Consider the following 25,737-nt stretch of genomic DNA (forward strand, 5'->3'; position numbering starts at 1 on the left):
CGCCACCATGTCTGCACCGGTAGAACCGAAGTTCTGACAATATCCGGCAGTGGATGATTTTAATATTGCGATAAGCGTGCCAACTTTGTTTAAAATAACAAAAAAATATTTATCTTATTGATATATAATAACTTAATTTTTTTGGAATTATTCTGGTATGATTCAGATAAAAAATAACCTATGCTATTTTTTATCTTTAATTATCGTGATTTATAAATTTATATAAAATGAATAAGAAGCGTAAGGTTGTTATTGGCGTATTAGGTACGGCACTGGATCGACGTGGAAAAAGAACGAATCGGTGGACGAAATGGCGCCCTTCAGTTGGGCTATGTCAGCAACCTGATCTGGATATTCATCGCTTTGAATTAATCCATCAGGTAAATAATTATAATATGGCTCATCATGTGAAAGAGGATATTGAGCAAGTCTCACCACAGACGGAGGTCATATTACGCGAGGTGGATATTGCTGATCCGTGGGATTTTGAAGAGGTTTATACCTCGTTACTGGATTTTTCTTCAAATTACCCTTTTGACACTGAGAATGAAGAGTATTTGGTTCATATCACGACGGGTACTCACGTGGTGCAAATCTGCTGGTTCTTGTTAACAGAAGCACACTATTTACCCGCTAAATTATTGCAAACCTCACCGACAGAAGCGGGAAGAGAAAAAGATCCCGCGGGTATCTATACGGTGATTGATCTCGACCTCAGTCGCTATACGCACATCACGAGCCGTTTTCAAAAAGAGCAACAGGCTCAAGTGTCTTTTTTAAAATCAGGTATCGCAACTCGTAACGCGAATTTTAACGCGATGATTGAGCGGATCGAGCGAGTCGCTTTACGTTCAAAAGCGCCTATCTTATTAAATGGCCCTACAGGGGCGGGTAAATCCTTTTTGGCGCGTAGAATTTATCAATTGCGAGAAAGTCGCCATCATATTAAAGGGCGCTTTGTTGAGGTTAACTGTGCCACGTTACGCGGTGATAACGCGATGTCAACGCTATTTGGGCATATTAAAGGCGCGTTTACAGGCGCGATTAACCCACGTCGTGGCCTGCTTAAAGAGGCTGACGGTGGTATCTTATTTTTAGATGAAATTGCTGAATTAGGGCTGGACGAACAAGCCATGCTACTAAAAGCCATTGAAGAAAAAAGTTTTTTTCCGTACGGTTCCGATGAGGAAGTGCAAAGTGACTTTCAATTGATAGCGGGTACACATCGTAATTTGGCGCAATGGGTTGAAGAGGGTAAATTTCGCGAAGATTTATTTGCGCGTATCAATATGTGGACTTTCACCTTACCTGGGCTGGCGGAAAGACGTGAGGATATTGAGCCTAATATCGATTATGAGTTGGCTAAATTTAGTCAGGATGCACAAAGCCAAATCCGCTTTGATAGTGAAGCTCGCCAAGCTTACTTAACGTTTGCCTGTTCAGCGCAAGCGTTGTGGCGGGGTAACTTCCGTGAACTCGGAGCATCAATCAGCCGCATGGCAACCTTTGCTGAACGTGGTCGTGTGACAAAAGCGGTCGTTGATGAAGAGATCATGAGATTGCAATCACAGTGGGTCACAAAAGCAAAAGACACGTTGCCGCCAGAAGTTGGCGAAATTGACCTATTTGAACAGCAACAATTAGCCACAGTATTAGATGTATGCCGTCGCTCATCAAGTCTCTCAGAAGCGGGTAGAGTACTGTTTGCTGTTTCAAGACAGCAGAAAAAGCAGCCGAATGATGCAGATAGGTTACGTAAGTATTTGGCGCGTTTTGGATTAGATTGGGATAAGGTGAAAAAGGCTTAGTGCTTGGCGAAATTGATAAGATACTCAGTAATCTATTAGAAACATTAAGTTTATTTATTATAAAAATAATAAATACAGTTAAGTATGGAGTGTGAAAAGATGGAGTTAACCTTTTTAGGAACGAGTGCCGGTGTGCCGACCAAAGAGCGTAACGTCACCAGTATGCTATTAAACCTAACAGGCATACGTAAAACATACTGGATGTTTGATTGTGGTGAAGGAACTCAACATCGCATTTTAAATAGCGTATTTAAGGCGCCAAGAATTGAAAAAATTTTTATTACCCATCTACATGGAGATCATATTTTTGGATTACCGGGGCTGTTATGTAGCCGCTCAATGGGGGGATCAACTGATCCATTAACGTTATATGGTCCAAAAGGTTTAAAACAGTATGTCGAAACAGTACTGACCCTGAGCAGCTCTTATATGACTTATCCTCTTGAAATGATCGAAATAGAGCCAGGGCAGTTGTTTGATGATGGTGAGTTAATCGTGACAGCCTACCCGCTTGACCATCGCGTTGAATGCTATGGTTACCGTATTGAAGAACATCCTAAACGAGGTTCATTAGATGTTGATAAATTAGCGCAAGATAACATTCCACGCGGCCCGTGGATGCAAGCGTTAAAGGCCGGTGAAACTATTATGTTAGCCGACGGTCGCCGTGTTAATGGTGCTGATTATTTAGGTAAGCCAAAGCCTGGCAAAGTCATTGCGATTTTTGGGGATACCAAACCAACGGAACAGGCTCTTTTCTTGGCAAAGAATGCCGATGTTATGGTGCATGAAACGACGCTGGAAAATGCGTATCATGAAAAAGCCAATGATCGGGGGCACAGTACCACAGGGCAAGCGGCGCAGTTAGCGCGAGACGCGGGTGTGAAACGTTTTATTGCGACGCATATCAGTGGTCGTTATAGCGCTGAAGATATGCCAATGCTGCTGGCGGAGTGCCAAGCCATTTTCCCTAATACCGAGATAGCGAGCGACTATTTAACCATTAAAATCTAGAGCGATGGCATGGCCTCTTGTTCGCTAATAGATGAACTCGGCACGTTATCATGCGTGTCGAAAAAATAGGCAGTAAATTGGATATCACTGCTGTCAGTAAATGACTTTCACAAACCCATTGCGGCAATAGGTTTCATATTCATCAGCGAGTTGCCGATTGGTAATAATGACATCAAATTGCGAAAGTTCCCCCATATTGGCCGTGGCGACTTCATCAAACAGGTTGTATTTGGCGAGCAAAATTTTGCGGATTGATTTTTCCATCGCTTTTTTCTTCATTGCTAAATCGTCTAAGTTATAGCATGTGACGCCATAGTGACTATGAATACCGGCAGCCGAGATAAAGGCTTTTTTCGGGTTAATCGAATCAAGGAGAGAAGGTTGGGTCGGGTTATAAAATGAGTCGCTTTTAGGGCGATATTCCCCCCCACAGAGTAATGCGGTGGCATTTTTTTTCTGGCTTAGAGCCAAAAAAACGTTATGTGAATAACAAATCCCTGTAAAGCTTATCTCTTCTGGGATCAAGGCGATTAAGGTGGCCATTTCGATCCCATTATCGAAAAAGATCACATCGTCTTCTGACACCATACTCGCCGCTAAATTGGGGATATGTAGCTCTTCGGTTTGATCGGGGGTAAAAATGTCGGCTTGAGGATCATTTTGTGCCAGTGAGGAAGGTTGGGTGACAGAAACGATATAACCACCAAGCAGAGACATTGGAATAGGCCCTTCGGTCTCGGCATTCAGATCACGGCGGATCGTCATTTCAGAGACTTCAAGTATTCTTGCGGCATCTTTAAGGTGAATTCTTCCTGAGCGTTTAATACATTCACTCAAACGACGAAGGCGTTCTTTTTGTTTCGTTTCTATCACCGAGCAATCCTTTCTTTATTGGCGCGGGCTAACCGCGCCCCAACATTTAGTAGCCATTAGAGGTTACACTGTTTCCCGAAACAATCGCTACACTGGCACTTGCCCCAACGCGATTAGCTCCGGCTTTGATCATTTTTTCTGCGGTTTCGCGATCACGCACACCACCTGATGCTTTAACGCCGATTTTATCACCAACGACTTTACGCATTAACGCGACATGGTGCTCTGTAGCGCCCATTGTACTGAAACCTGTTGAAGTTTTCACAAAACCAACGTTTAATGTGCGGCAAATTTCACAAACTTGGGTGATTTCATCATCGGTTAATAGGCAAGTTTCCAAAATAACTTTTAAAGTTGCCTCACCACAAGCCGCTAAAACGGCGGCAATATCTTGGCGAACGAACTCAAGGTCACCACTTTTTAGCATACCAACGTTAATCACCATATCAACTTCATTAGCACCACGGCGTACGGCTTCTGCGGCTTCAAATGCTTTGGCCTCAGTTAAGCATGCACCGAGCGGAAAGCCTACCACACAACAGACCATAACATCGCTGTTTTTCAGACATTCGCTGGCTAAAGGAACATAACCTGTGTTCACGCAGACAGAAGCAAAGTGGTGCTCTGCGGCTTCGGCACAAAGCTGTTTGATGTCATTGACGGTTGCATTGGCGGCCAACAGAGTATGATCGATATATTGTGCTATATTTTTCATGTAAATTTTTCCTATTGAGAATAGAGAGAGTCAATAATAAGGAATGAAAAAATGTGGCGGATATGACACTTGCTCATTCGTTATTCGCGATCTTAATCACGAATGATATTTATGCAACATGATAATGTTAATATAGTATCATAATGTGATTTATTTAACATGAGAGGCGTTATGGATATAGCAGTTATAGGTTCAAATATGGTCGATCTGATCACTTATACGGATCAGATGCCAAAAGAGGGTGAGACCTTGGAGGCGCCTGCATTTAAAATCGGCTGTGGTGGTAAAGGTGCCAATCAAGCGGTTGCTGCGGCAAAACTTAATTCAAAAGTGATTATGTTAACAAAAGTCGGTGATGATATTTTTGCTGATAACACCATTCGTAATCTTGAGTCTTATGGTATTAATACCCGTTATGTGGAAAAAGTGCCATGTACTTCTAGCGGTGTAGCACCGATTTTTGTTAATCCGAATTCTGCTAATCGCATTCTCATTGTGAAAGGAGCAAATAAATTTTTATCCCCTGAAGATATTGAGCGTGCGGCTGACGATTTGAAAAAATGCAAATTGATCGTATTGCAGCTTGAGGTTCAATTAGAAACGGTTTATCACGCGATTGCTTTTGGTAACAAACATAACATTCCTGTATTGCTGAATCCTGCACCAGCACAGCGTACGTTAGATCTTGATTTTGCTTGTCGTTGTGATTTCTTTGTGCCGAATGAAACTGAGCTTGAGATCCTCACTAATATGCCTGTTGATTCGATGGAAAACATCCGCCGTGCAGCCAAGTCTTTGCTCGATAAAGGGTTGAAAAATCTTATCGTCACGTTGGGTGATAAAGGTGCACTCTGGATGACTCGCGATAACGAGTTGTTGATCCCTGCCATTAAAGTGAATGCGGTGGATACCAGTGGTGCAGGAGATGCTTTTATTGGCTGTTTCTCTCATTATTATGTGCATACAGGCAATATCGCGGAAGCTTTGAAAAAGGCTGTCATGTTTTCTGCATTTAGTGTGACAGGTAAAGGAACGCAATCCTCTTATCCAAGTATTGAAGAGTTTGCTGAATTCGTGCAGCTTAAATCGTGAATCGCTAAGAGCGAGAGTGGCAATTAGGCTGATAAGCTCATAAGGCTGACTCATGTGAGAAAGTTTTATTCCTTATGGTTAATTATCAGCCTAAATCGATGAGCTGCGGTGCTTACACGCTTCAATTAAATCTTGTAATAGCGACTTCGCTTCGGCAATCACATAAGTTTGGCATTGACTGTCCACCATCATGGCAACTGTCATATTTGCGCCATCCATATCTGGCAATATTTCTGTCATAAAGTGGGTCAGTGTTAGCTTGGTTGCCGTACACTTGGTCCATTGACCATTAAGATTACGCTGTGCATAGGCTTGAGCAGGCCAAACAGGTAATAATAAGCGTCTATTATTATCTCGCATGGTAACAAGCTCCTCTTGGCAGAAAATCACCCAAACTTCCTCCCAATCGGCAACTTTACTGACAAAATAGCGGTATTTTTGTTGTAGATTTAATCGAAGTACAGTATCAATTTCTTTGGGATCAGGGGTAAACATTATGCGTTATATCCATATTAGATAGTCTAAAAAAACAGTTGATAATTGTTGAGAAAATCACGTTTAAAGTTGCTATCTTAGTGAGGTTTTTTTATTGCTGCGTTTGATCCATCAAGAGTTTATCGAAAATAGCGTAGTAGACATATAAGTTTTATTAAAAAGTAAAATGGGCAGCTTGGAGCGGTGAGATATGATTGATTCATTACTCGAAAAATATGCCATTGGCGTTACTATCGTTGCGGTGTGTTTAGCCGTGGCTATTATTTTCGAGATGATAAGTAAAAAACGTAGGCATAAGCATAAGAATAAAAGTATTTTTATTCATGTTATTCAGACCGCTGTGCTGTGTAGTATGGTGATGGTTGCCGCTCAATATTTGGATATGGCGGCAACGGATTTTAATTTAACCTTTATTTCAACTCCGCTGATTAATTTCATCACTGTTGCCATCATTGCGATCATTCTCGTGCGTAAGCTGTTTCAGCTCGTCAATAGACTTGAAAAAACGCAAATAAAAAGAGGAAGTGATCCAACCTCTGCACGTATTATCGCTCGAGTCTTTAAAACCACCATTTTTGTCGTAATGGTTTTACTATTTGGCGAACATTTCGGCATGAGCCTATCGGGGTTGATGGCCTTCGGCGGGATTGGCGGCATTGCTATCGGTATGGCCGGTAAAGATATTCTGAGTAACTTCTTCTCAGGGATCATGCTTTACTTTGATAGGCCTTTTAATATCGGCGATTGGGTTAGCTCACCCGACAGAAACATTGAAGGTACGGTGGTTGAGATTGGTTGGCGAATTACTAAAATTATCACCTTTGACCATCGACCCTTGTATATCCCTAACTCACTCTTTTCGTCGATAAGCGTTGAAAACCCTGGGCGTATGACTAACCGCCGAATCAAAACGTCATTAGGTCTGCGCTATGAAGATGCCGATAAAATCGGCGCTATTGTGAGTGATATTCGGACTATGTTGCAACAAGAGCCAAGTATTGATACTGGGCAAACATTATTAGTTTATTTTGATGAGTTTGCGGATTCGTCACTGAATATTATGGTGTATTGTTTTACGAAAACTACCGTGTGGGCCGAATGGTTAGCCGCACAACAAGAAGTCTATTTAAAAATAATTGCAATCGTCAAACAGCATGGTGCGGACTTCGCTTATCCTACACAGACACTGTATATGGAAAAAAACAACTAAGCTCCCAGTTTAGAGAAATTGGCCGACTAATATTCTGCTAATAGGCTTAATGTTAGTCGGTTAATGAATTTCGCACCCATTTTTCCTTGTTTAATGCTGATAACTTAAAAATGGCATAGAAATTTTTTATGCTATTAAACAGTAGGTTATCAAATATTATCTCCTCCCGAAAAATTAGAATTATTCCCGCACTTTATGGCAATTCCAATCTGATTTCCTATCAAGTATATTGTCGGCCTCTTTTCCTCAGCTAACTAAGAGCCAGACTGTTATGAAAAAAATCAATGTGGCATGTAGCCAGGGGGTCGCTATCTACTTTACGGGAGAATTCCAATGGGTAGATATTCGCGATGCACAGTTAAACAATATTGCTGCTGTTGTGCTATCCGAGTTGGATGCCAATCAAGGGCTGTGGAAAAGGGTTGCAGAGAGTAAACTCAGTATTCCGCTGTTTATCATTAGTGATAAACAGCTTCCAGATGATATCCCTCATCCTCCTTATTTAACGGGAATTTTACCGCCTGCACCGGCTGAGCGTAGTGAAAATAGTCGTCAATTATTTGCAGCGGCAAATCACTATCTTGAACAGCTATTACCGCCATTTTTTGCGCGAATGATGGATTATGCTGCGGGGCATAATGTCACTTTTGCTTGTCCGGGCCATCAAGGTGGACAATTTTTTCGCCGCCATCCAACTGGCGAACAGTTTTACCAATTTTATGGCGAAAACCTGTTTCGTACCGACTTGTGTAATGCTGATGTCGCGATGGGAGACCTGCTGATCCATGAAGGGGCTGCGAAAGAAGCACAGAAATTTGCGGCTCGCGTATTTAATGCAGATAAAACCTATTTTGTACTAAACGGCACCTCTTCTTCCAATAAAGTCGTGTTAAATGCCTTGCTAACACCGGGAGACTTGGTTTTATTCGATCGCAATAATCATAAATCAAACCACCATGGCGCCCTGATCCAAGCGGGCGCAACACCGGTTTACCTTGAAACGGCACGTAACCCATTTGGTTTTATCGGGGGAATCGATGCGCATTGTTTTGAAGAGGACTACTTGCGTTCATTGATTAATGACGTCATGCCTGAAAAAAATACGCGTGAACGTCCATTCCGCTTAGCGGTGATCCAGCTCGGTACTTATGACGGCACGGTTTACAATGCAAGGCAGGTTGTCGATAAAATTGGTCATTTATGTGAGTATATTTTGTTCGATTCTGCGTGGGTTGGCTACGAACAATTTATCCCTATGATGCGCCAATGTTCGCCACTATTACTTGAATTAAATGAAAATGATCCTGGTATTATGGTGACTCAATCGGTGCATAAACAATTGGCAGGGTTCTCGCAAGCGTCGCAAATCCATAAAAAAGATAACCATATTAAAGGGCAAGAGCGCTTTGTCTCGCATAAAAAGCTGAATAACGCTTTTATGATGCACGCGTCTACCAGTCCATTTTATCCGCTGTTTGCCTCGTTAGATGTCAATGCGCGTATGCATCAAGGGGATGCAGGGGAAATGATGTGGATGGAGTGCGTAAGACTTGGCATTGAGGTTAGAAAAGCCATTATCAACCACTGCCATTATTTTAGACCCTTTGTGCCTGAATTTGTCGACGGAAAACCATGGCAAGAGTACCCAACGGCGCAAATTGCTTCTGAACAGCGCTTCTTTAATTTTATTCCTAATGAACGTTGGCATGCGTTTGAAGGGTATGCGGAAAATCAATATTTTGTTGACCCTTGTAAGTTGATGCTAACAACGCCGGGTATCGATGCTCAAAGTGGTGAATACGAATCCTTTGGCGTTCCGGCGACTATATTGGCGCATTTCTTACGTGAACATGGTGTGATCCCCGAGAAATGTGACTTAAATTCCATCTTATTTTTACTCACCCCCGCAGAGAGTAAAGAGAAATTAGAGCTACTAGTTACCCATTTGGTTCGTTTTGAACAATTACTGGATGAAGATGCTTCACTGGAAGAAGTGTTACCGTCCGTTTATCAACGCTACCAAGAGCATTATCAAGGCTACACATTACGTCGTTTGTGCCAAGAAATGCACCAGTTGAGTGTTCAGTACAATATTAAGCAATTGCAAAAAGAGATGTTCCGTAAGCAGCATTTTCCGACAGTGAAAATGAACCCACAACAAGCGCACCTTGAGTTTATTCGCGGCAACGTGGAGCTGCTTCCTCTATGTGAGCTAGAAGGGCGTATTGCCGCTGAGGGGGCGCTGCCTTATCCTCCGGGCGTACTGTGTGTGGTGCCCGGTGAAGTTTGGGAAGGGCCTGTCTTGCGTTACTTCCAAGCTTTGGAGGCGGGGATCAACTTGCTTCCGGGATTTGCGCCTGAGCTACAAGGGGTATATATCCCGAAAACAGAAGATGGACAAAAACGTGTCTATGCGCATGTTTTGAAGTAAACATTTTTTAAATCGGCGAAAGCTCATAGATTTTACTTTGTTAGCTGGTTACATTGGGAGCTTTAATAAAAGGCTCCCTTTTAATTCAATAAGGTAAGGTGTATGGCAAAGAAAATCATCCTTGATTGCGACCCCGGACATGACGATGCAATTGCGATGCTATTAGCTTATGGCAACCCTGAAATTGACTTACTGGCAGTGACGACCGTTGCTGGTAACCAAACGCTTGAAAAAGTGACTCGCAATGCCTTAGCCGTTGCTGAAATGGCAAAAATTCGTGGTATTCCTTTTGCTGCCGGCTCCTCACGACCACTGGTACGTGAAGTTGAAATTGCCCCCGATATTCATGGTGACTCTGGGTTAGATGGTCCTCAACTACCTGAGCCATCGTTGACTTTGGAAAACTGCCATGCGGTAGAATTGATCATTAAATTGATCATGTCGCACCCACCCAAAACAATCACTTTAGTGCCTACTGGGGCGCTAACCAATATCGCATTAGCCGCAAGGTTGGAGCCACGTATCGTCGAACGCGTCAAAGAAGTCGTGTTGATGGGCGGAGGCTACCATGTAGGGAATTGGAGTCCTGTGGCTGAGTTTAATATCAAAATTGTTCCAGAAGCGGCACATATTGTTTTTAATGAAAAATGGCCACTAACGATGGTTGGTTTAGATCTCACCCATCAAGCGCTTGCCACCACAGATATCGTTGCTAACATTGCTGACGTGGGAACACCTTGCGCGAAATTTGTCGTCGAATTACTCGATTTCTTTGGCAAAATGTATAAACAAGCACAAGGATTTGATGCTCCACCAGTGCATGATCCCTGTGCCGTTGCCTATGTTATCGACCCTTCCGTCATGACGACACAGCGCGTACCTGTAGATATTGAACTGACAGGAACTCTCACCCTTGGAATGACTGTGGCCGATTTCCGCCATCCGGCTCCTGAAGATTGCCATACTCAGGTTGCCGTCAAACTCGATCATGCTAAGTTTTGGCAATTGGTCGTCGATGCATTAAAAAATATTGGTTAGTGAATAAGACAGTTTATAGGATAAATAAGATAAAAAACTGACGTTCGATAATCACGCTGTAGTTTAAGGAATATATGGATGAATCAAGAACTTGAAGATTTACCTTACGATACGTTAATCGAGCGAAGTATGAATGCTCTACAGCATAAAAGCCAATTCCACTGTGATACTTGGCATCTTGATCAGGCAAGTTGGTCAGTCGATCAAGAAGAGGGCACAATTGTTTTTCATGCTCCAGACGGTCTCGTTGCTGTTGCTCCCGTGCAAATCATTGGTACTTATGATCAAAACCAAGGGAGTTGGATGTGGGGATGGGCAAATAGCTCGATTGAGGAGCCATTGTTACAAGACGCATTGGCTGTACAAGAATTTGCTGAACGCAAAGGTTATGAGCAGCTTACCGATGCGATGTGTGACATCTCGGAAAATGAAGCATGGCTATTTACGGCACTTGCTTGCGAATTGAATCAGCAACAAGGGGCTTATCGTGGGGTCGCAGGAAGCACATTGATTTTTATGACCTTTGGTGAGGTCAAACTGCATAAAACCCAAGCATAATCATGGGTTATGATTGCCATAATGTTATATTTTAAATAGGAGCCCACAGTATGCTGGCGATTGCGCTTGAAGCGGCAAAATCAGTCAGAGCGATGACCGTAGAAGCATTTCAAGGTGCGGGCAGTTTTGACTATAAGCCCGACCGTTCAGTGGTCACGGAAACAGATTTACGTGTTGAGTCGGCATTGCGTGAGCACTTTGCCCAACACACACCGGATGTGCCGATCCTTGGTGAAGAATTTGGCCTTGAAGGCGATACTGTTTTCGAATCTGGATGGGTGATTGACCCGATTGATGGCACGCGCGCCTTTATTTATGGCATTCCACTCTTTAGCACTTTGATTGCTTATGTTGAAAAGGGGGAGCCTATCGTTGGGGTGATCAGCTTCCCTGCCATTTCAACGGTAGTTTACGCAGCAAAAGGGCAAGGTTGCTACTTGGAAACACATAACGGTTTATCTCGGCGGCTAACATTAGGTACTGATGCGCCTAAAGAGGTCGCTAATGCCGTCATTTCCGCATCGGGGATCCACAGTAGCACTTACAATCAACGAGAAGGTACAACGATTTACCATCTTGACCGTGTCGTCAGTTGCGCTCGCGACTTTATTTTTGCCAACGATGCTTACCAGCATGCCATGGTGGCAACAGGGCGTCTACATGGGGCCATTGATACGATTATGAAACCGTGGGATAGCGCAGCATTGATACCATGTATTCGTGAAGCGGGGGGTGATGTGTGTTCGTTAAGTGGTGAGCGCGATAACGTCATGTTTAGTGGCAGCCTATTGAGTGCCTCAACGCCTGAACTTGCCGATCAACTGGTTAAGTTAATGAATCCGTAAATAGGGTAAACTCGACCGTAGGTAATGAAAGTTTCTACTCTAAAAAAATCGGCGTGCTTTATGGCAGCAAATCAGTTTTACGGCGGGGAGCCGTCATTTGTTGAGGACACCAAAGCCATGGTGTCCTTAGTCGTGTTTCCAATACAGCAAAAACAGATTAAATAGGTTAAGATACACCGAAACACGTCAAATATAAAAATGACTGAAAACAAGGTTTTTCAAGGTATGACAGGCTATAAAAACATAAATCGATTTTCCGTTGCGCCGATGCTCGACTGGACTGACCGCCATTGCCGATATTTTCATCGCTTATTGAGTAAAAATACGTTGCTCTATACTGAAATGGTTACAACAGGTGCCATTATTCATGGTAAGGGCGATTATCTGGCATTTAGTGAAGAAGAGCAGCCAGTAGCATTACAGCTGGGGGGAAGCGACCCTGAGGCATTAGCGCAATGTGCAAAGTTGGCGCAAGAGCGTGGTTATGATGAAATCAACCTCAATGTTGGTTGCCCTTCAGACCGCGTACAAAATGGTCGTTTTGGCGCTTGCCTAATGGCGGATGCTCAGCTTGTGGCTGATTGCGTGAAAGCGATGCAGGATGTTGTGTCGATACCTGTCACAGTGAAAACACGCATTGGCATTGATGAGCAAGATAGCTACGAATTCCTGTGTGATTTTATTGATACCGTCTCAACTAAAGGCGGTTGTGAAATGTTTATCATCCATGCGCGTAAGGCGTGGTTATCCGGCCTAAGTCCGAAAGAAAACCGTGAAATTCCTCCATTGGACTATCCGCGCGTTTATCAGCTAAAACGGGATTTTCCCCACTTAACCATGGCGATTAACGGGGGAATAAAAACACTGGAAGAGGCAAAAGAGCATTTACGTCACCTTGATGGCGTGATGGTAGGGCGTGAAGCCTATCAAAATCCTTCTATTTTGACCGCGGTAGATAACCAATTATTCGATAGCCAATTACCCGTGGTGAATGCGGTGGATGCTGTTCGCCAAATGTTCCCGTATATCGAAAAAGAGTTATCACAAGGCACTTATCTTGGTCATATCACTCGTCATATGTTAGGGATATTTCAAGGAATACCCGGTGCTCGCCAATGGCGGCGCTATCTGAGTGAAAATGCCCATAAGAAAGGGGCTGATCTGGCGGTGGTCGAGCAGGCTCTTGCATTCGTCACCCGCGACCAATAATGTAGTGTGAGGTGCCAACCGTCGTTGGCATCTCACTCAAAATTATGGGATTAGCAGGCTAGAGCCTTGGGTTTTTCTCGACTCTAATGTGCGGTGGGCCGTTTGCACATCTTTCAAGGCAAAGATCTGTTTTTCAGGGACATCCACATTCAATTTGCCACTTAAGATCATATCAAACAGCGCATGGCTTGCCTGATCTAACTCCGCCCGATTAGTGACATAGACCCCTAATGATGGGCGAGTGACGTATAAGCCGCCTTTTTGGTTTAAAATCCCTAAGTTCACGCCGGTCACAGGGCCGGATGCGTTACCAAAGCTCACCATTAAACCTCGGCGTTTTAGTGAATCTAATGAGGCAATCCAAGTTGATTGGCCCACTGAGTCGTACACGACATTCACCTTTTCACCTTGAGTGATCTCTTTGACTCGTGCCGCGATATCTTCTGTTTGATAATTGATGACTTCCCATGCCCCCGCCGCTTTAGCGCGCTCGGCTTTTTCAGCGCTGCCAACGGTACCAATCATTTTAGCGCCAAGCGCTTTTGCCCATTGGCAAGCAATCAGGCCTACACCACCCGCAGCCGCATGGAATAAAAAGATTTCATCTCGTTTGATTTGATAGGTTTGATTCAGCAGATAATAGACAGTCATACCTTTCAGGCCACAGGCGGCAGCCTGTTGAAATGAAATTCCATCAGGAAGATGGGCAACGGCATGTTCAGGAACATTATGAACTTCACTATAAGCACCTAGCGGGCCTTGAGCATACATCACTCGGTCACCTGGGCGAAAACCTGTCACTTGGGAGCCGGTTTTTACCACAATGCCCGCAGCTTCAGTACCAAGCCCCGATGGTAAACTCGCGACGGGGTATAACCCACTACGGACATAAGTATCAATATAGTTGATGCCGATTGCATGATTTTCTATCTGAATTTCGTTATCGGCAGGCTCTTTTAGGTCGAAATCGGAATAGCTGAGAACTTCTGGGCCACCATGTTGTGCAAATTCAATACGTTTTACCATGATCATCTCCGATAGGAACAGTCTGCTTGTACTTGTCGTATAATCAAATTACCGGCTGGATGATGGGCAGACAACGCCCATTTTCTCATCGCTGGCTCAATAGGGATAATTTCACTTGCCTTCAACAAACAACACAAATGATTTCACGTTTGATTTGCCTACCATATCAATCACGCAATAATAACGCTATGGTTTGATGATAGAATTATTGGTTAGTGCCACAACGACGAAAGGCACAATACCCGTTAGAAAAACACAAAGAAAGCCAACGTCAGTAACAAGTTTGGCGTATACTAATGTGCTAGTTAATTATGGATGTGGATAAGAAAGTATGGCTAAGAAATACCCTTCAGAAAACAAGTACAGTGCGCCGCGCGATCAGCAAATGGAAGGCTTAAAACTTCCACCACACTCTATCGAAGCCGAGCAGTCTGTATTGGGAGGGTTGATGCTGGATAATGACCGTTGGGATACTGTTTCCGAGCGTGTCACCCATGCAGACTTTTACAGTCATCCGCATCGTACCATTTTTGCTCAAATGCAAACTCTGCTTGAGCAGGGTAAACCCATCGATTTGATCACATTATCCGAATCCCTTGAACAGGAAGGTAAATTGGATGATGTCGGGGGGTTTGCTTACCTTGCCGAGTTATCAAAAAATACCCCAAGTGCCGCGAATATCAATGCTTACGCCGACATCGTCCGCGAACGTGCTGTTGTGCGTGACATGATCAAAGTCGCGAATGATATCGCCGATGCGGGTTACGACCCACAGGGGCGTAGCAGTGAAGATTTACTCGATTTTGCCGAAACGAAGGTGTTCCAAATTGCAGAGTCGAGAGCGAATAAGGACGAAGGGCCAAAAGATATTGAAGCAATTTTGGCTGAAACCATTGAAAAAATAGAAAAACTGTATCAGCAACCTCACGATGGTGTGACAGGGGTGTCGACAGGTTACCAAGATCTCGATAAGAAAACGGCGGGTCTACAAGGCTCTGACCTTATTATTGTTGCAGCTCGTCCATCAATGGGGAAAACCACTTTTGCGATGAACTTGTGTGAAAATGCAGCGATGACGGAAGAAAAACCCGTGTTGATCTTCAGTTTGGAGATGCCCGGTAGCCAGATCATGATGCGTATGTTGGCCTCCTTATCGCGTGTTGATCAAACACGTATTCGTACAGGCCAGCTTGACGACGAGGACTGGGCGCGTATTTCTAGCACCATGGGGATTCTGTCAGAAAAGCGCAACATGTACATCGATGACTCCTCTGGCTTAACACCAACAGAAGTACGTTCCCGTGCGCGTCGTATCTATCGAGAGCATGGTGGTTTAAGTCTGATTATGATTGACTATTTACAGTTAATGAGAGTCCCTGCATTATCGGATAACCGTACACTTGAAATTGCTGAAATTTCTCGGTCACTGAAGGCATTAGCTAAAGAACTTAATGTGCCTGTTGTGGCGCTATCACAGCTTAACCGGAGCTTGGAACAACGCGCGGATAAACGTCCAGTCAACTCAGACTTACGTGAATCAGGCTCTATTGAGCAGGATGCTGACCTTATTATGTTTATCTATCGTGATGAGGTTTATCACGATAACAGTGACTTGAAAGGGGTGGCGGAAATCATTATCGGTAAACAGCGTAACGGTCCGATTGGTACGGTTCGATTAACGTTCAATGGTCAATGGTCTCGCTTTGATAACTATGCGGGGCCTGCCTATGACGATGAGTGATCTGTCATACTAAAAGCGGCAGTGTTGTTGACTTGGCTCATGTGGGCTAGTCAGATGCGTATGTATGCAGCAAGCGGCTTATCTATCTTTGGCGCTGAGCTGCATCTTGGATGATTTATAAGAAAGTAAAAAGAGGACATAATGAAAGCGGCAACCGCTTTAATTAACCGCCGCGCTCTGCGACATAATCTGCAACGAGTTAGAGAACTCGCACCACACAGCCGTTTAATTGCCATTGTTAAAGCAAATGCTTATGGCCATGGATTAACCGAAGTCAGCACCACCCTTGAAGATCTCGTTGATGGTTTTGGTGTCGCCCGACTTAAAGAAGCTCTGGCACTGAGGGAACGAGGGATAACGGCTCCTATTGTATTACTTGAAGGTTTTTTCGAACATTCTGATCTCCCCTTGTTAGTGGAACATCAAATCGATACGGTTATCCACTGTGTTGAACAGCTTGCAATGCTGGAAGCAACCGAATTGGCGAACCCGATTAAAGTTTGGATGAAACTCGACACAGGCATGCACCGCTTAGGCGTGTTGCCTCAAGATGCGGAAGCATTCTATCAGCGCTTGCAAGCGTGTAAAAACGTCAAACACCCCATCAATATTATCAGCCATTTCTGTCAGGCTGATGAGCCTGAATTACCGACAACAGCAAATCAAATTCACTGCTTTAAACAGTTTATTGCCAATAAGGCCGGAGAAAAATCGATTGCGGCATCGGCAGGGATCTTATTATGGCCAGATGCCCATTATGACTGGGTTAGGCCGGGGATCATCATGTATGGTGCCTCCCCTCAAGAAGGCACATCCGCCGAGCATTTTGGCTTACAAAGTGTGATGACACTAAAATCAACATTGATTGCTGTTAGGGAGCATGCTGCTGGGCAATGTGTGGGTTATGGTGCAACATGGTGTAGCCAGCGTGACACTCGGTTGGGCGTTGTTGCGATAGGTTATGGTGATGGTTATCCTCGAAGCGCGCCTTCAGGTACGCCAGTTTTGGTAAATGGGCGAAAAGTGCCTATTGTAGGACGAGTTTCAATGGATATGATCACCGTTGATCTTGGGCCAAATGCCAATGATAAAGTGGGTGATGAGGTGATTTTATGGGGGAAATCTCTGCCAGTTGAAGAAATCGCCGCACAAACAGGCATTATCAATTATGAGTTACTGACTAAATTAACCTCAAGAGTTGTCATGGAATATGTAGACGAATAGCAAACAAAGGGTTATTTTCAAAAGACGAAACAAAAAAATATTATTTTTATCTGATTATGGAGATGTACTGTGTACCAACATGTTGATTCTTACCCGGGCGATCCGATCTTATCGCTGATGGATGAATTTAATAAAGATACTCGTGAAAACAAGATCAACCTGAGTATCGGCTTATACTATGATGGGGAAGGTAAAACACCTGAGCTGAAAACTGTTGGTCATGCGAAAGCGGAATTAAACAAGTTACCAGCAAGCGCGTCACTGTATTTACCGATGGAAGGTCTCAAAGATTATCGTCTAGAGATCCAAAAATTACTCTTCGGTGCTGATTGTCCTCTTATTGCGCAAGAACGTATCGCGACAGTACAAACTATCGGTGGTTCAGGGGCACTAAAATTGGGTGCGGATTTCCTCAACTATTACTTCCCTAAATCAGAGGTGTGGTGCAGTGACCCTACATGGGAAAACCATGCATCAATTTTCTCTGGAGCAGGTACTAAAGTTCACTATTACCCTTACTTTGATGAAAAGAGCAAAGGGGTAAAATTTGCTGAAATGCTGGCAACATTTAAGACATTGCCAGAAAATAGCATCATTTTAATGCACCCTTGCTGCCATAACCCAACCGGTTCAGATCTCACGCCAGAGCAGTGGGATGAAGTGACTAAAGTGGCTAAGGCACAAAAACTGATCCCATTCTTGGATATTGCATATCAAGGATTTGCGGAAGGTATTGAAGAAGATGCTTATGCTATCCGTGCGATGGTAAAAGCAGGCTTGCCTGTGTTTGTGAGTAATTCATTCTCTAAAATTTTTGGTATCTATGGTGAACGTGCTGGTGGTTTGTCAGTTATTTGTGAAAGCCAAGAAGAACGTGACCGCGTATTAGGCCAATTAAAAGCAGGGGTACGTCGCCTATACTCAAGCCCACCGTCAAATGGGGCTAAAATTGTGGCGCAAGTTCTCACAAACAGTGAACAGAAAGCACAATGGTTGAAGGAAGTTGAAGAGATGCGCGTACGTATTTTAGAAATGCGTACTGTTCTGGTGGATGAACTGAAAAAAGCACTACCAGAAAAAAACTTTGACCATCTGTTAAAACAACGCGGTATGTTTAGTTACACAGGCTTCTCAAAAGAGCAGGTTGCGCGTTTGAAAGATGAGTTTGCTGTCTACTTAGTGGGTACGGGGCGTGTTTGTATGGCTGGTGTAAACCGTCATAATGTTCAACGTATTGTTGAAGCGTTCGCTGCTGTAAGCAAATAATTCGTGAATTATTGATTAAAAAACGCGGGTTTTGCCCTAATGCTTGCCAGTTAAGTCATTAATATCGCCGTAACGGATACCGTTGCGGCTTTTTCTTTACTGCTCGGGGTAATGCCTTTGTCGCCTACTAGGTAGTACAAAACTTCCAGCCATAGCCAATATCATCATTGATGAATTTCGGTATTTTCCCCGGAGCGACTGCGGGAAGTAGGCTTAGTTGAGCACTCAGGTATAGCGCAGTTTGTTTAAATCCTATCTGATACGGTTCTGTATCTTTCAGGCTGTATGCCATCTGTGCCATCATAAATCGCAGTAAGTTATACGCGAGTACTATTCCCCATAATTCTTGATTTACCAATGCTGGCTTTTTGCTCCTCAATGTGAGTTCATTATTCAACATATGCTGCTTCATTTCCCTGAAGCCATGCTCTATTTCCCAACGATGCCTATAAAGGTCTGCAATATCGGCTTTGGGGTATCGAAGTGGCTCACTCATTGATGTTAATATCTGAACCCCCTTTCCATTGATATTTTTTGTTATCAATCGGGCTTTCAATGTCATTGGGGAGTTAGCCCACTTTTTGCGTGCTTGGGGTGTAAAAGGGTTAAAGCAATCTGGCACAGGGATATTTGAAGAGAGTTATACACCAATGAGAACGCAGTATCCGATCGAACGAGAAGAGGCGTTCACGGTGCCTGTTTCATTCCTGAATTATTTGGATGGTAAGAAGGATAATTTTAATAAGTTTGATGTCATTGAAGTCACAAGTGATTTCCATAAACAGTATCCAAATATCGACAATCTCACGCCATCAGATAAAGGGACTATGATTCTATTTTTTGAATTTGCCACATCGTCAGCGAAAATAGGCGGAGAGGCAACAAGTTTTGATGGTGGTGAAATGGGTGGCGATGTCTTGGGTAGCACTTATGATAAATAGAACGTTTTTAAGATGGTTTTTGACTATTTTGTTGGTTTTATTATTTTATTTAGGCTTGGGCATTTTTGAATTCGGGTTTAGTTCAAGCTTTACATACAACTACACAGTGATAGGTAATGATGATCCAGTTACCGTTTGGCGCGCTTTCGTAGAGAGTTTGCGAATGAATCATGACACTGCAATGGCTTATGTTATTTTTGGCACTCCTATTTTGCTAATATTGTTATTTCTCATTCATAAAAAGATAAGATAGCAACTGTCATGACAGCTTTGGTGAGGGGTCACCCTCATCGGTATCGTTCGACCGCATTGAACCGTTTGATCAGGTCCGGTAACGACTCAGTAAGCCCATGATAGGCAATGGCCTTTTCACTTGCAGTCTTCCCCATTATCCCATTTTCCACAACGAGAAAAGCCACTGTTCCGCGTATATCGTTAACTGAAATGCGCAGGAATATCTCTGGAGCCGTGGAGTATGCGCTCTATGCGTACTTCAGCTTCCAGTACGCGGAAAAATAACAGGTATCGGCCATAAGCACAGCTTCTCAAGCCTGGCAAAATTTCTGGGCGTTCAGCATAGAGGGTCGGAGAGTCTGCAATAAGAAGACATTTTTGATACAGCTCTTCAATAAAACTCAGGGCCCTAATGGGATTATCCTTTGCTATCCAGTCACCGATCGATTCTAAATCCTGTACTGCCAGCGGTGATATACCCAATTTCATTTGCTACCGTTATCCTCAGCCAATGTGGCATACTTACTTGATAAACGGCTAAATACCGCGCTCGCATCTTTACTTTCACCGCTATTAATACCGTCAACTATTGCCGTTTGAAGTGCGGCAAGTTTTAATTGATTTTCCTGCTCTTCTAAAGCGCGAAGTCCTGCACGGATCACTTCACTTGTATTATTATATCGCCCGCTCTTAATCTGACTTTGGATAAATTCCTCAAAGTAAGGGCTTAAAGCTACACTCGTTGACATGGTTAAAATCCCTACTAGTTACCAACTATTATTAACTATTAGTATAAACCCGTTCTTATTTTTATCAATATCGAACAATCAACAATACCGTTCACCTGCATTATAATGGCGGATAAGATCTGGCAAGGACGTTTCCAAACCATAATAGGTGACCGTATGCGCACTGGCGGTCTGGCGCATAAAACCGTTCTCAACAGCAACGAATGCACTGATACGTGCAAAAATGGCGTTTTCGTCATGGTTAACTTCGACGAGAATGCCAGGTTCGATCAGCACACGTCGTTTCTTTCCCGTTTTACGACTCGTTGAACAGTGCTCGCCTTTAACGGTACTGGCACTCCTCGGCATAAATTGACCACCTTTGTAATACTCGCCATTGACGCCTAATTCCCCTCCTTTCTTTGCTTGGCCTTTCATTGGAACCCCCTTATTAAAGAAAGCCGGGGTTAGCCCGTAATGCTTGTCAGTTGAGTTATTAATATTGCCGTAACGGATACCGTTACGGCTTTTTCTTTACTGCTCGGGGTAATGCCTTTGTCGCCTACTAGGTAGTACAAAACTTCCAACCATAGCCAATATCTCATTGATGAATTTCGGTATTTTCCCCGGAGCTACTGCGGAAAGTAGGCTTAGACTTGAGCCATGGAAAGAGAACGAAAAAGAGAGATTTCCATTACAGCCCATACCATCATTCCCATCGGAAGACGGCGTTTTCTTATTGTAACAGCCCCAGTATCCACGAGACATTCGTCAATGAGTTCAGCGGAAAGGAGCTCAGAAAGGGCTGTAAATTATTTTGGCGAGAAAGCCTGAACAGTCTTGAGAGCTTGACTAAGTAACATAAAAAAATCCGTAATCTTGGGATGATTACGGATTTTTACAGCACTGTAGGATCGTTCAACCTATTATTGAGTTCTTAACTGACTGATCGGCATTAGGGTTTTGCCCGCGTTTTTCGATTTCAAAATAAGGCGCTGTCACGCTTGTGGTTAGTAGCCCCGTGCTAAGATGGGTTTTAAGAAACGAGCAGTATGCGATTTTTCACATTCAGCCACTTCTTCAGGTGTACCAGAAATCAAGATTTCACCGCCACCACTTCCCCCTTCAGGGCCTAAATCAACAATCCAATCAGCGGTTTTGATCACATCTAAGTTATGTTCAATGACGACAATCGTATTGCCTTGGTCACGTAATTGATGCAGTACCGTCAAGAGCTGCTGAATATCGGCAAAATGCAGCCCAGTGGTTGGCTCATCAAGGATATAGATGGTTTGCCCAGTACCGCGTTTCGATAGCTCACGAGCCAGTTTCACACGTTGTGCTTCACCACCGGATAAGGTCGTCGCTGATTGGCCTAAGCGGATATAGGATAACCCCACATCCATCAAGGTTTGCAGCTTACGAGCCAGTGCTGGCACAGCATCAAAGAAATCACGAGCCTCTTCGATAGTCATATCAAGCACTTCGTGGATACTTTTGCCTTTATATTTTATCTCTAATGTTTCGCGGTTATAGCGCTTACCTTTACATTGATCACAGGGCACATAAACGTCAGGTAAGAAGTGCATTTCAACTTTGATAACACCATCACCTTGGCAGGCTTCACAGCGCCCCCCTTTAACGTTAAAGCTAAAACGACCTGGATTGTAGCCACGAGTACGAGATTCCGGTACACCAGAAAATAACTCACGAATCGGTGTAAACACCCCTGTATAAGTCGCTGGATTTGAGCGAGGCGTTCGCCCGATAGGGCTTTGGTCGATATCGATGACTTTGTCAAAGTGTTCAAGCCCTTCAACATCAAGATAAGGTGCTGGTGTAATTGTGGTGGCACCATTCAATTGACGTTGTGCGATAGGGAATAAGGTATCGTTGATCAATGTGGATTTCCCTGAACCCGATACCCCAGTGATACAGGTAAATAGGCCAACAGGAAGCTTTAAGGTCACATTTTTCAGGTTATTCCCTTTAGCGCCAAACAGTTTGAGCATCTTGTCTTTATTGACGGGAACCCGTTTTTTAGGGATATCAATGCGCCGTTCGCCACTTAGGAACTTGCCTGTTAAAGAGTCTGTATTGGCGACAATATCTTCTAAGGTGCCTTGTGCAACGATTTGACCACCATGGACGCCAGCCCCCGGACCAATATCAATGATATGATCTGCGGCGCGAATAGCATCTTCATCGTGCTCTACCACAATAACGGTATTACCTAGATTGCGTAGATGAATGAGGGTTTCCAACAAGCGATCATTATCGCGTTGATGGAGACCGATCGACGGTTCATCCAGAACATACATGACCCCGACAAGGCCTGCACCAATTTGACTAGCGAGACGGATACGTTGCGCCTCACCGCCCGATAAAGTATCTGCCGAACGAGAAAGCGTTAAGTAATTAAGACCAACATTCACCAAAAATTTTAATCGGTCACTAATTTCTTTAAGGACTTTTTCTGCAATTTTTGCCCGTTGCCCGCTGAGTTTAAGATTTTGGAAAAACGCCATCGCATGACCAATACTGTAGTCAGAAATTTCAGGCAACGTGGTATTTTCGACAAAAACAAAACGCGCCTCTTTACGTAAACGTGTTCCGTGACATGTCACACAAGGGCGATTGCTAATGTATTTGGCGAGTTCTTCCCGTACCGCCGTTGATTCCGTTTCTTTATAGCGGCGTTCCATGTTATTGAGCACCCCTTCAAAAGGGTGGTGACGAACCGTAATATCGCCGCGATCATTACGATATTTGAACTCAATCGTCTCTTTACCTGAGCCGTACAGAATAATTTTCTGAATGGAAGGACTCAGAGAATCATAAGGGGCTTCAACATCAAATTTATAATGCTCAGCAAGGGATTGCAGCATTTGGAAGTAGTAGAAGTTCCGGCGATCCCAGCCGCGAATAGCCCCACCTGCGAGTGATATCTCGGTATTTTGGATCACCCTTTCAGGATCAAAAAATTGTTGAACACCAAGGCCATCACAGCTCGGACATGCCCCGGCGGGGTTATTAAAGGAGAATAAGCGAGGCTCTAATTCCACCATGCTATAGCCGCATACCGAGCAGGCAAAATTGGCTGAAAACACTAGCTCTTCTGCGTTGGGATCATCCATATCGGCAACAATCGCGGTACCGCCGGATAGCTCAAGAGCGGTTTCGAAAGATTCAGCGAGGCGCTGTGCGATATCATCACGGATCTTAAAGCGGTCAACCACAACTTCAATGGTATGCTTCTTTTGTAACTCCAACGTTGGAGGATCGGACAGATCACACACTTCACCGTCGATACGTGCACGAATATAGCCCTGAGAGGCCAAGTTATCTAACAATTTGACATGTTCACCTTTGCGGTCTTTCACGACAGGGGCTAATAACATCATGCGACGATCAACAGGCTGTGCTAGCACGTTATCGACCATTTGACTCACGGTTTGAGCCGCTAGCGGAATATCGTGATCTGGGCAGCGTGGTTCACCTACACGGGCAAATAATAAACGTAAGTAGTCATGGATTTCGGTGATTGTGCCCACCGTTGACCTTGGGTTATGAGAGGTGGATTTTTGTTCAATCGAAATAGCGGGTGATAACCCTTCTATATGATCAACATCGGGTTTCTCCATCAATGAGAGAAATTGCCTTGCATAGGCGGATAAGGACTCTACATAGCGCCGTTGACCTTCTGCATAGAGTGTGTCAAAAGCTAATGATGATTTCCCTGAACCTGACAACCCCGTAATAACTATCAGTTTGTCTCGGGGGATGATGAGATTGATGTTTTTCAGATTATGAGTGCGGGCACCGCGTACTTCGATATTATCCATTTACCACTTCCCGGATGATTTGATAGTGAACAATCATAAGTGAATCATTATCGCACAATTCAGACTGAATGAATATACAGTGTTTTATTAAAAAACAGATTATAATCATGTGATATTGAGTTGTCGCGTTGTTGATTATATTCATTCGCACTGAACAAGGCTGGTGTTTGCATTGTCGAATTATTAATGTATCGCGTAGCTGCACAGTAAATTATTCAGGTTGTCAGTTTGTGAACCTTCAAGAACGATACAATTTAAATTTTCAAAGCTGCTCGCAACTTGAGCAAGCTACATCTATTTTAGTATGCAATTCGTATGCATTATGGGTTGGTCGTGCTAAACTTCACGACTAATACAGAGATTAAATTTAATGGATCAGGAGTGTTTAAATGGCCAGCAGAGGCGTAAATAAAGTAATTCTTATCGGTAACTTAGGGCAAGATCCTGAAATCCGTTACATGCCTAACGGTGGTGCTGTTGCAAACCTGACTCTGGCAACTTCTGAAAGCTGGCGCGATAAGCAAACTGGTGAAATGCGTGAGAAAACAGAATGGCATCGTGTCGTGATTTTCGGCAAATTAGCTGAAGTTGCTGGTGAATATCTGAAAAAAGGTTCTCAAGTCTATATTGAAGGTTCTTTGCAGACTCGCAAATGGCAAGACCAAAGTGGTCAAGACCGTTACACCACTGAAGTTGTGGTTAACATCGGTGGCTCAATGCAAATGTTAGGCGGTCGTGGTGGCGAATCATCAGGCCAAAGCCAAGGTGGTCAAAGCGGTTGGGGTCAGCCTCAGCAACCAGCGGCTCAGCAATTCAGTGGTGGCGGCGCCCCAGCGCGTTCACCAGCACCTGCGCCACAAAGCAGCGAACCACCAATGGACTTCGATGACGATATTCCGTTCTGATTGGAATAAAAATTCGAATTAAAGTAGATCTGAGGTTTTTTTAGCCGTCTGATTTACAAAGTGCAGAAAACAAACTTCAGCCTTCTAAGTGTGAGAGCATTTAGAAGGTTTTTTGTTTTAGACAAATGTTGGGTGTTGAATAAATACTAAAAATATTATTTTTTATTTAGGTAAATAGTGGTCGTTCCCTCTCTTTTCACCAATCAGAATCATTCCATTAGACTGAAAGATAATTCCCTAAAAGAAGCTATATGTAATGGCTAACAATACGGAAAGAGTGTTTGTGCTTTTACCAAATGAATTTATTGTTTCAGAAGCATTTTAATATCAATAAATTGAACAGAAATTTGAGAACGTTCGCAGTTTTTTACCTCCGGCTGGAAAAGGTAAAATGTGGCTTTATTATGCAGTTCATGAAGCGAGAAAATAATAATGGAAGTCGTGCTATTGCCTTTAAATATAAATAATATTAATGCAGTTGATATTTTTTGTTTCCTATTAGCTTGAATGAATACACGTGATATTCAGGTTGAAAATCG

At 43.6% G+C, this 25,737-nt stretch carries 23 protein-coding genes and 1 pseudogene; 14 read left to right on the forward strand and 10 right to left on the reverse strand.

Annotation, left to right across the window (positions count from 1 at the left end):
- Window positions 1–227 precede the first annotated feature (227 nt).
- Window positions 228–1,808, forward strand: coding sequence for an RNA repair transcriptional activator RtcR (gene rtcR, locus PR675_RS13615; RefSeq protein WP_004926065.1), 1,581 nt, complete (start codon window positions 228–230; stop codon window positions 1,806–1,808).
- Between the two features lie 99 nt (window positions 1,809–1,907).
- Window positions 1,908–2,822, forward strand: a complete 915-nt coding sequence (gene rnz, locus PR675_RS13620; protein ID WP_040132740.1) for a ribonuclease Z — start codon at window positions 1,908–1,910, stop codon at window positions 2,820–2,822.
- Between the two features lie 93 nt (window positions 2,823–2,915).
- On the opposite strand, the gene deoR is transcribed toward rnz, so the two are convergent.
- A complete protein-coding gene (deoR, locus tag PR675_RS13625) occupies window positions 2,916–3,695 on the reverse strand; it encodes a DNA-binding transcriptional repressor DeoR (RefSeq protein ID WP_014656887.1) in 780 nt (259 codons plus the stop codon).
- A 46-nt stretch (window positions 3,696–3,741) separates the two neighbouring features.
- Complete coding sequence (gene deoC, locus PR675_RS13630; RefSeq protein WP_014656886.1) at window positions 3,742–4,410, reverse strand: deoxyribose-phosphate aldolase; 669 nt, start codon at window positions 4,408–4,410, stop codon at window positions 3,742–3,744.
- Between the two features lie 171 nt (window positions 4,411–4,581).
- Between deoC and rbsK the strand changes: the two genes are divergently transcribed.
- Window positions 4,582–5,502 (forward strand): ribokinase, encoded by a 921-nt coding sequence (gene rbsK, locus PR675_RS13635; protein ID WP_036942016.1) that lies wholly within the window; start codon window positions 4,582–4,584, stop codon window positions 5,500–5,502.
- 90 nt (window positions 5,503–5,592) lie between these two features.
- Here rbsK and PR675_RS13640 read toward each other — a convergent pair whose 3' ends face one another.
- Window positions 5,593–5,997 (reverse strand): DUF2750 domain-containing protein, encoded by a 405-nt coding sequence (locus PR675_RS13640; RefSeq protein WP_060560915.1) that lies wholly within the window; start codon window positions 5,995–5,997, stop codon window positions 5,593–5,595.
- A 190-nt stretch (window positions 5,998–6,187) separates the two neighbouring features.
- Between PR675_RS13640 and PR675_RS13645 the strand changes: the two genes are divergently transcribed.
- The 6 genes from PR675_RS13645 to dusA all read left to right on the forward strand — a co-directional run bounded on the left by PR675_RS13645 (window position 6,188) and on the right by dusA (window position 13,288).
- Window positions 6,188–7,207, forward strand: a complete 1,020-nt coding sequence (locus PR675_RS13645) for a mechanosensitive ion channel family protein (RefSeq protein ID WP_004926073.1) — start codon at window positions 6,188–6,190, stop codon at window positions 7,205–7,207.
- A 271-nt stretch (window positions 7,208–7,478) separates the two neighbouring features.
- The gene (locus tag PR675_RS13650) at window positions 7,479–9,638 is read left to right on the forward strand and encodes an ornithine decarboxylase (protein WP_014656883.1); all 2,160 of its coding nucleotides are present in this window, start codon (window positions 7,479–7,481) and stop codon (window positions 9,636–9,638) included.
- 102 nt (window positions 9,639–9,740) lie between these two features.
- Window positions 9,741–10,676: a uridine-preferring nucleoside hydrolase UriH gene (gene uriH / locus PR675_RS13655; RefSeq protein ID WP_272582765.1), complete on the forward strand. Its 936-nt coding sequence runs from the start codon at window positions 9,741–9,743 to the stop codon at window positions 10,674–10,676.
- 78 nt (window positions 10,677–10,754) lie between these two features.
- Window positions 10,755–11,234, forward strand: coding sequence for a DUF6882 domain-containing protein (locus PR675_RS13660; protein ID WP_036942011.1), 480 nt, complete (start codon window positions 10,755–10,757; stop codon window positions 11,232–11,234).
- 50 nt (window positions 11,235–11,284) lie between these two features.
- Window positions 11,285–12,079 carry an inositol monophosphatase family protein gene (locus PR675_RS13665; RefSeq protein WP_014656881.1) on the forward strand — a complete coding sequence of 265 codons (795 nt, stop codon included), beginning with the start codon at window positions 11,285–11,287 and terminating at the stop codon, window positions 12,077–12,079.
- Between the two features lie 198 nt (window positions 12,080–12,277).
- Window positions 12,278–13,288, forward strand: a complete 1,011-nt coding sequence (gene dusA / locus PR675_RS13670; RefSeq protein ID WP_004924554.1) for a tRNA dihydrouridine(20/20a) synthase DusA — start codon at window positions 12,278–12,280, stop codon at window positions 13,286–13,288.
- A gap of 42 nt (window positions 13,289–13,330) precedes the next feature.
- On the opposite strand, the gene PR675_RS13675 is transcribed toward dusA, so the two are convergent.
- Window positions 13,331–14,314, reverse strand: a complete 984-nt coding sequence (locus PR675_RS13675; protein WP_036942008.1) for an NADPH:quinone reductase — start codon at window positions 14,312–14,314, stop codon at window positions 13,331–13,333.
- A 331-nt stretch (window positions 14,315–14,645) separates the two neighbouring features.
- Between PR675_RS13675 and dnaB the strand changes: the two genes are divergently transcribed.
- The 3 genes from dnaB (at window position 14,646) to PR675_RS13690 (ending at window position 18,545) form a co-directional block, all read left to right on the forward strand.
- Window positions 14,646–16,055 carry a replicative DNA helicase gene (dnaB, locus tag PR675_RS13680; RefSeq protein WP_004924545.1) on the forward strand — a complete coding sequence of 470 codons (1,410 nt, stop codon included), beginning with the start codon at window positions 14,646–14,648 and terminating at the stop codon, window positions 16,053–16,055.
- A gap of 141 nt (window positions 16,056–16,196) precedes the next feature.
- Window positions 16,197–17,279 carry an alanine racemase gene (gene alr / locus PR675_RS13685; protein WP_060560917.1) on the forward strand — a complete coding sequence of 361 codons (1,083 nt, stop codon included), beginning with the start codon at window positions 16,197–16,199 and terminating at the stop codon, window positions 17,277–17,279.
- A gap of 69 nt (window positions 17,280–17,348) precedes the next feature.
- Entirely contained in the window at window positions 17,349–18,545 is a 1,197-nt protein-coding gene (locus tag PR675_RS13690) for an amino acid aminotransferase (protein WP_060560918.1), read from the forward strand.
- A 58-nt stretch (window positions 18,546–18,603) separates the two neighbouring features.
- Here PR675_RS13690 and PR675_RS13695 read toward each other — a convergent pair.
- Window positions 18,604–19,143, reverse strand: a pseudogene (locus PR675_RS13695) (transposase); the annotation flags it as partial.
- Here PR675_RS13695 and PR675_RS13700 point away from each other — a divergent pair.
- On the forward strand, window positions 19,127–19,486 hold the full coding sequence (locus PR675_RS13700; RefSeq protein ID WP_060560920.1) for a hypothetical protein: 360 nt from the start codon (window positions 19,127–19,129) through the stop codon (window positions 19,484–19,486). The pseudogene PR675_RS13695 and the gene PR675_RS13700 sit on opposite strands and share 17 nt — an antisense overlap.
- Before the next feature lie 435 nt (window positions 19,487–19,921).
- Here PR675_RS13700 and PR675_RS13705 read toward each other — a convergent pair whose 3' ends face one another.
- The 5 genes from PR675_RS13705 to uvrA form a co-directional block, all read right to left on the reverse strand.
- Window positions 19,922–20,209: a type II toxin-antitoxin system RelE/ParE family toxin gene (locus PR675_RS13705; protein WP_014656874.1), complete on the reverse strand. Its 288-nt coding sequence runs from the start codon at window positions 20,207–20,209 to the stop codon at window positions 19,922–19,924.
- Window positions 20,206–20,469 carry a type II toxin-antitoxin system ParD family antitoxin gene (locus PR675_RS13710; protein WP_004924521.1) on the reverse strand — a complete coding sequence of 88 codons (264 nt, stop codon included), beginning with the start codon at window positions 20,467–20,469 and terminating at the stop codon, window positions 20,206–20,208. The genes PR675_RS13705 and PR675_RS13710 overlap by 4 nt, the downstream gene beginning before the upstream one ends.
- Window positions 20,470–20,547: 78 nt before the next feature.
- Window positions 20,548–20,817 (reverse strand): hypothetical protein, encoded by a 270-nt coding sequence (locus PR675_RS13715; RefSeq protein WP_239686457.1) that lies wholly within the window; start codon window positions 20,815–20,817, stop codon window positions 20,548–20,550.
- 281 nt (window positions 20,818–21,098) lie between these two features.
- Complete coding sequence (locus tag PR675_RS21020) at window positions 21,099–21,209, reverse strand: transposase domain-containing protein (protein ID WP_350244674.1); 111 nt, start codon at window positions 21,207–21,209, stop codon at window positions 21,099–21,101.
- Window positions 21,210–21,458: 249 nt separating this feature from the next.
- Entirely contained in the window at window positions 21,459–24,293 is a 2,835-nt protein-coding gene (gene uvrA / locus PR675_RS13720; protein WP_060560923.1) for an excinuclease ABC subunit UvrA, read from the reverse strand.
- A 389-nt stretch (window positions 24,294–24,682) separates the two neighbouring features.
- Here uvrA and PR675_RS13725 point away from each other — a divergent pair, with 389 nt between their 5' ends.
- A complete protein-coding gene (locus tag PR675_RS13725; RefSeq protein ID WP_004924506.1) occupies window positions 24,683–25,198 on the forward strand; it encodes a single-stranded DNA-binding protein in 516 nt (171 codons plus the stop codon).
- Window positions 25,199–25,737 lie beyond the last annotated feature (539 nt).

Source organism: Providencia sp. PROV261, assembly GCF_028477945.1.
GTDB classification, from domain to species: Bacteria; Pseudomonadota; Gammaproteobacteria; order Enterobacterales; family Enterobacteriaceae; genus Providencia; species Providencia stuartii.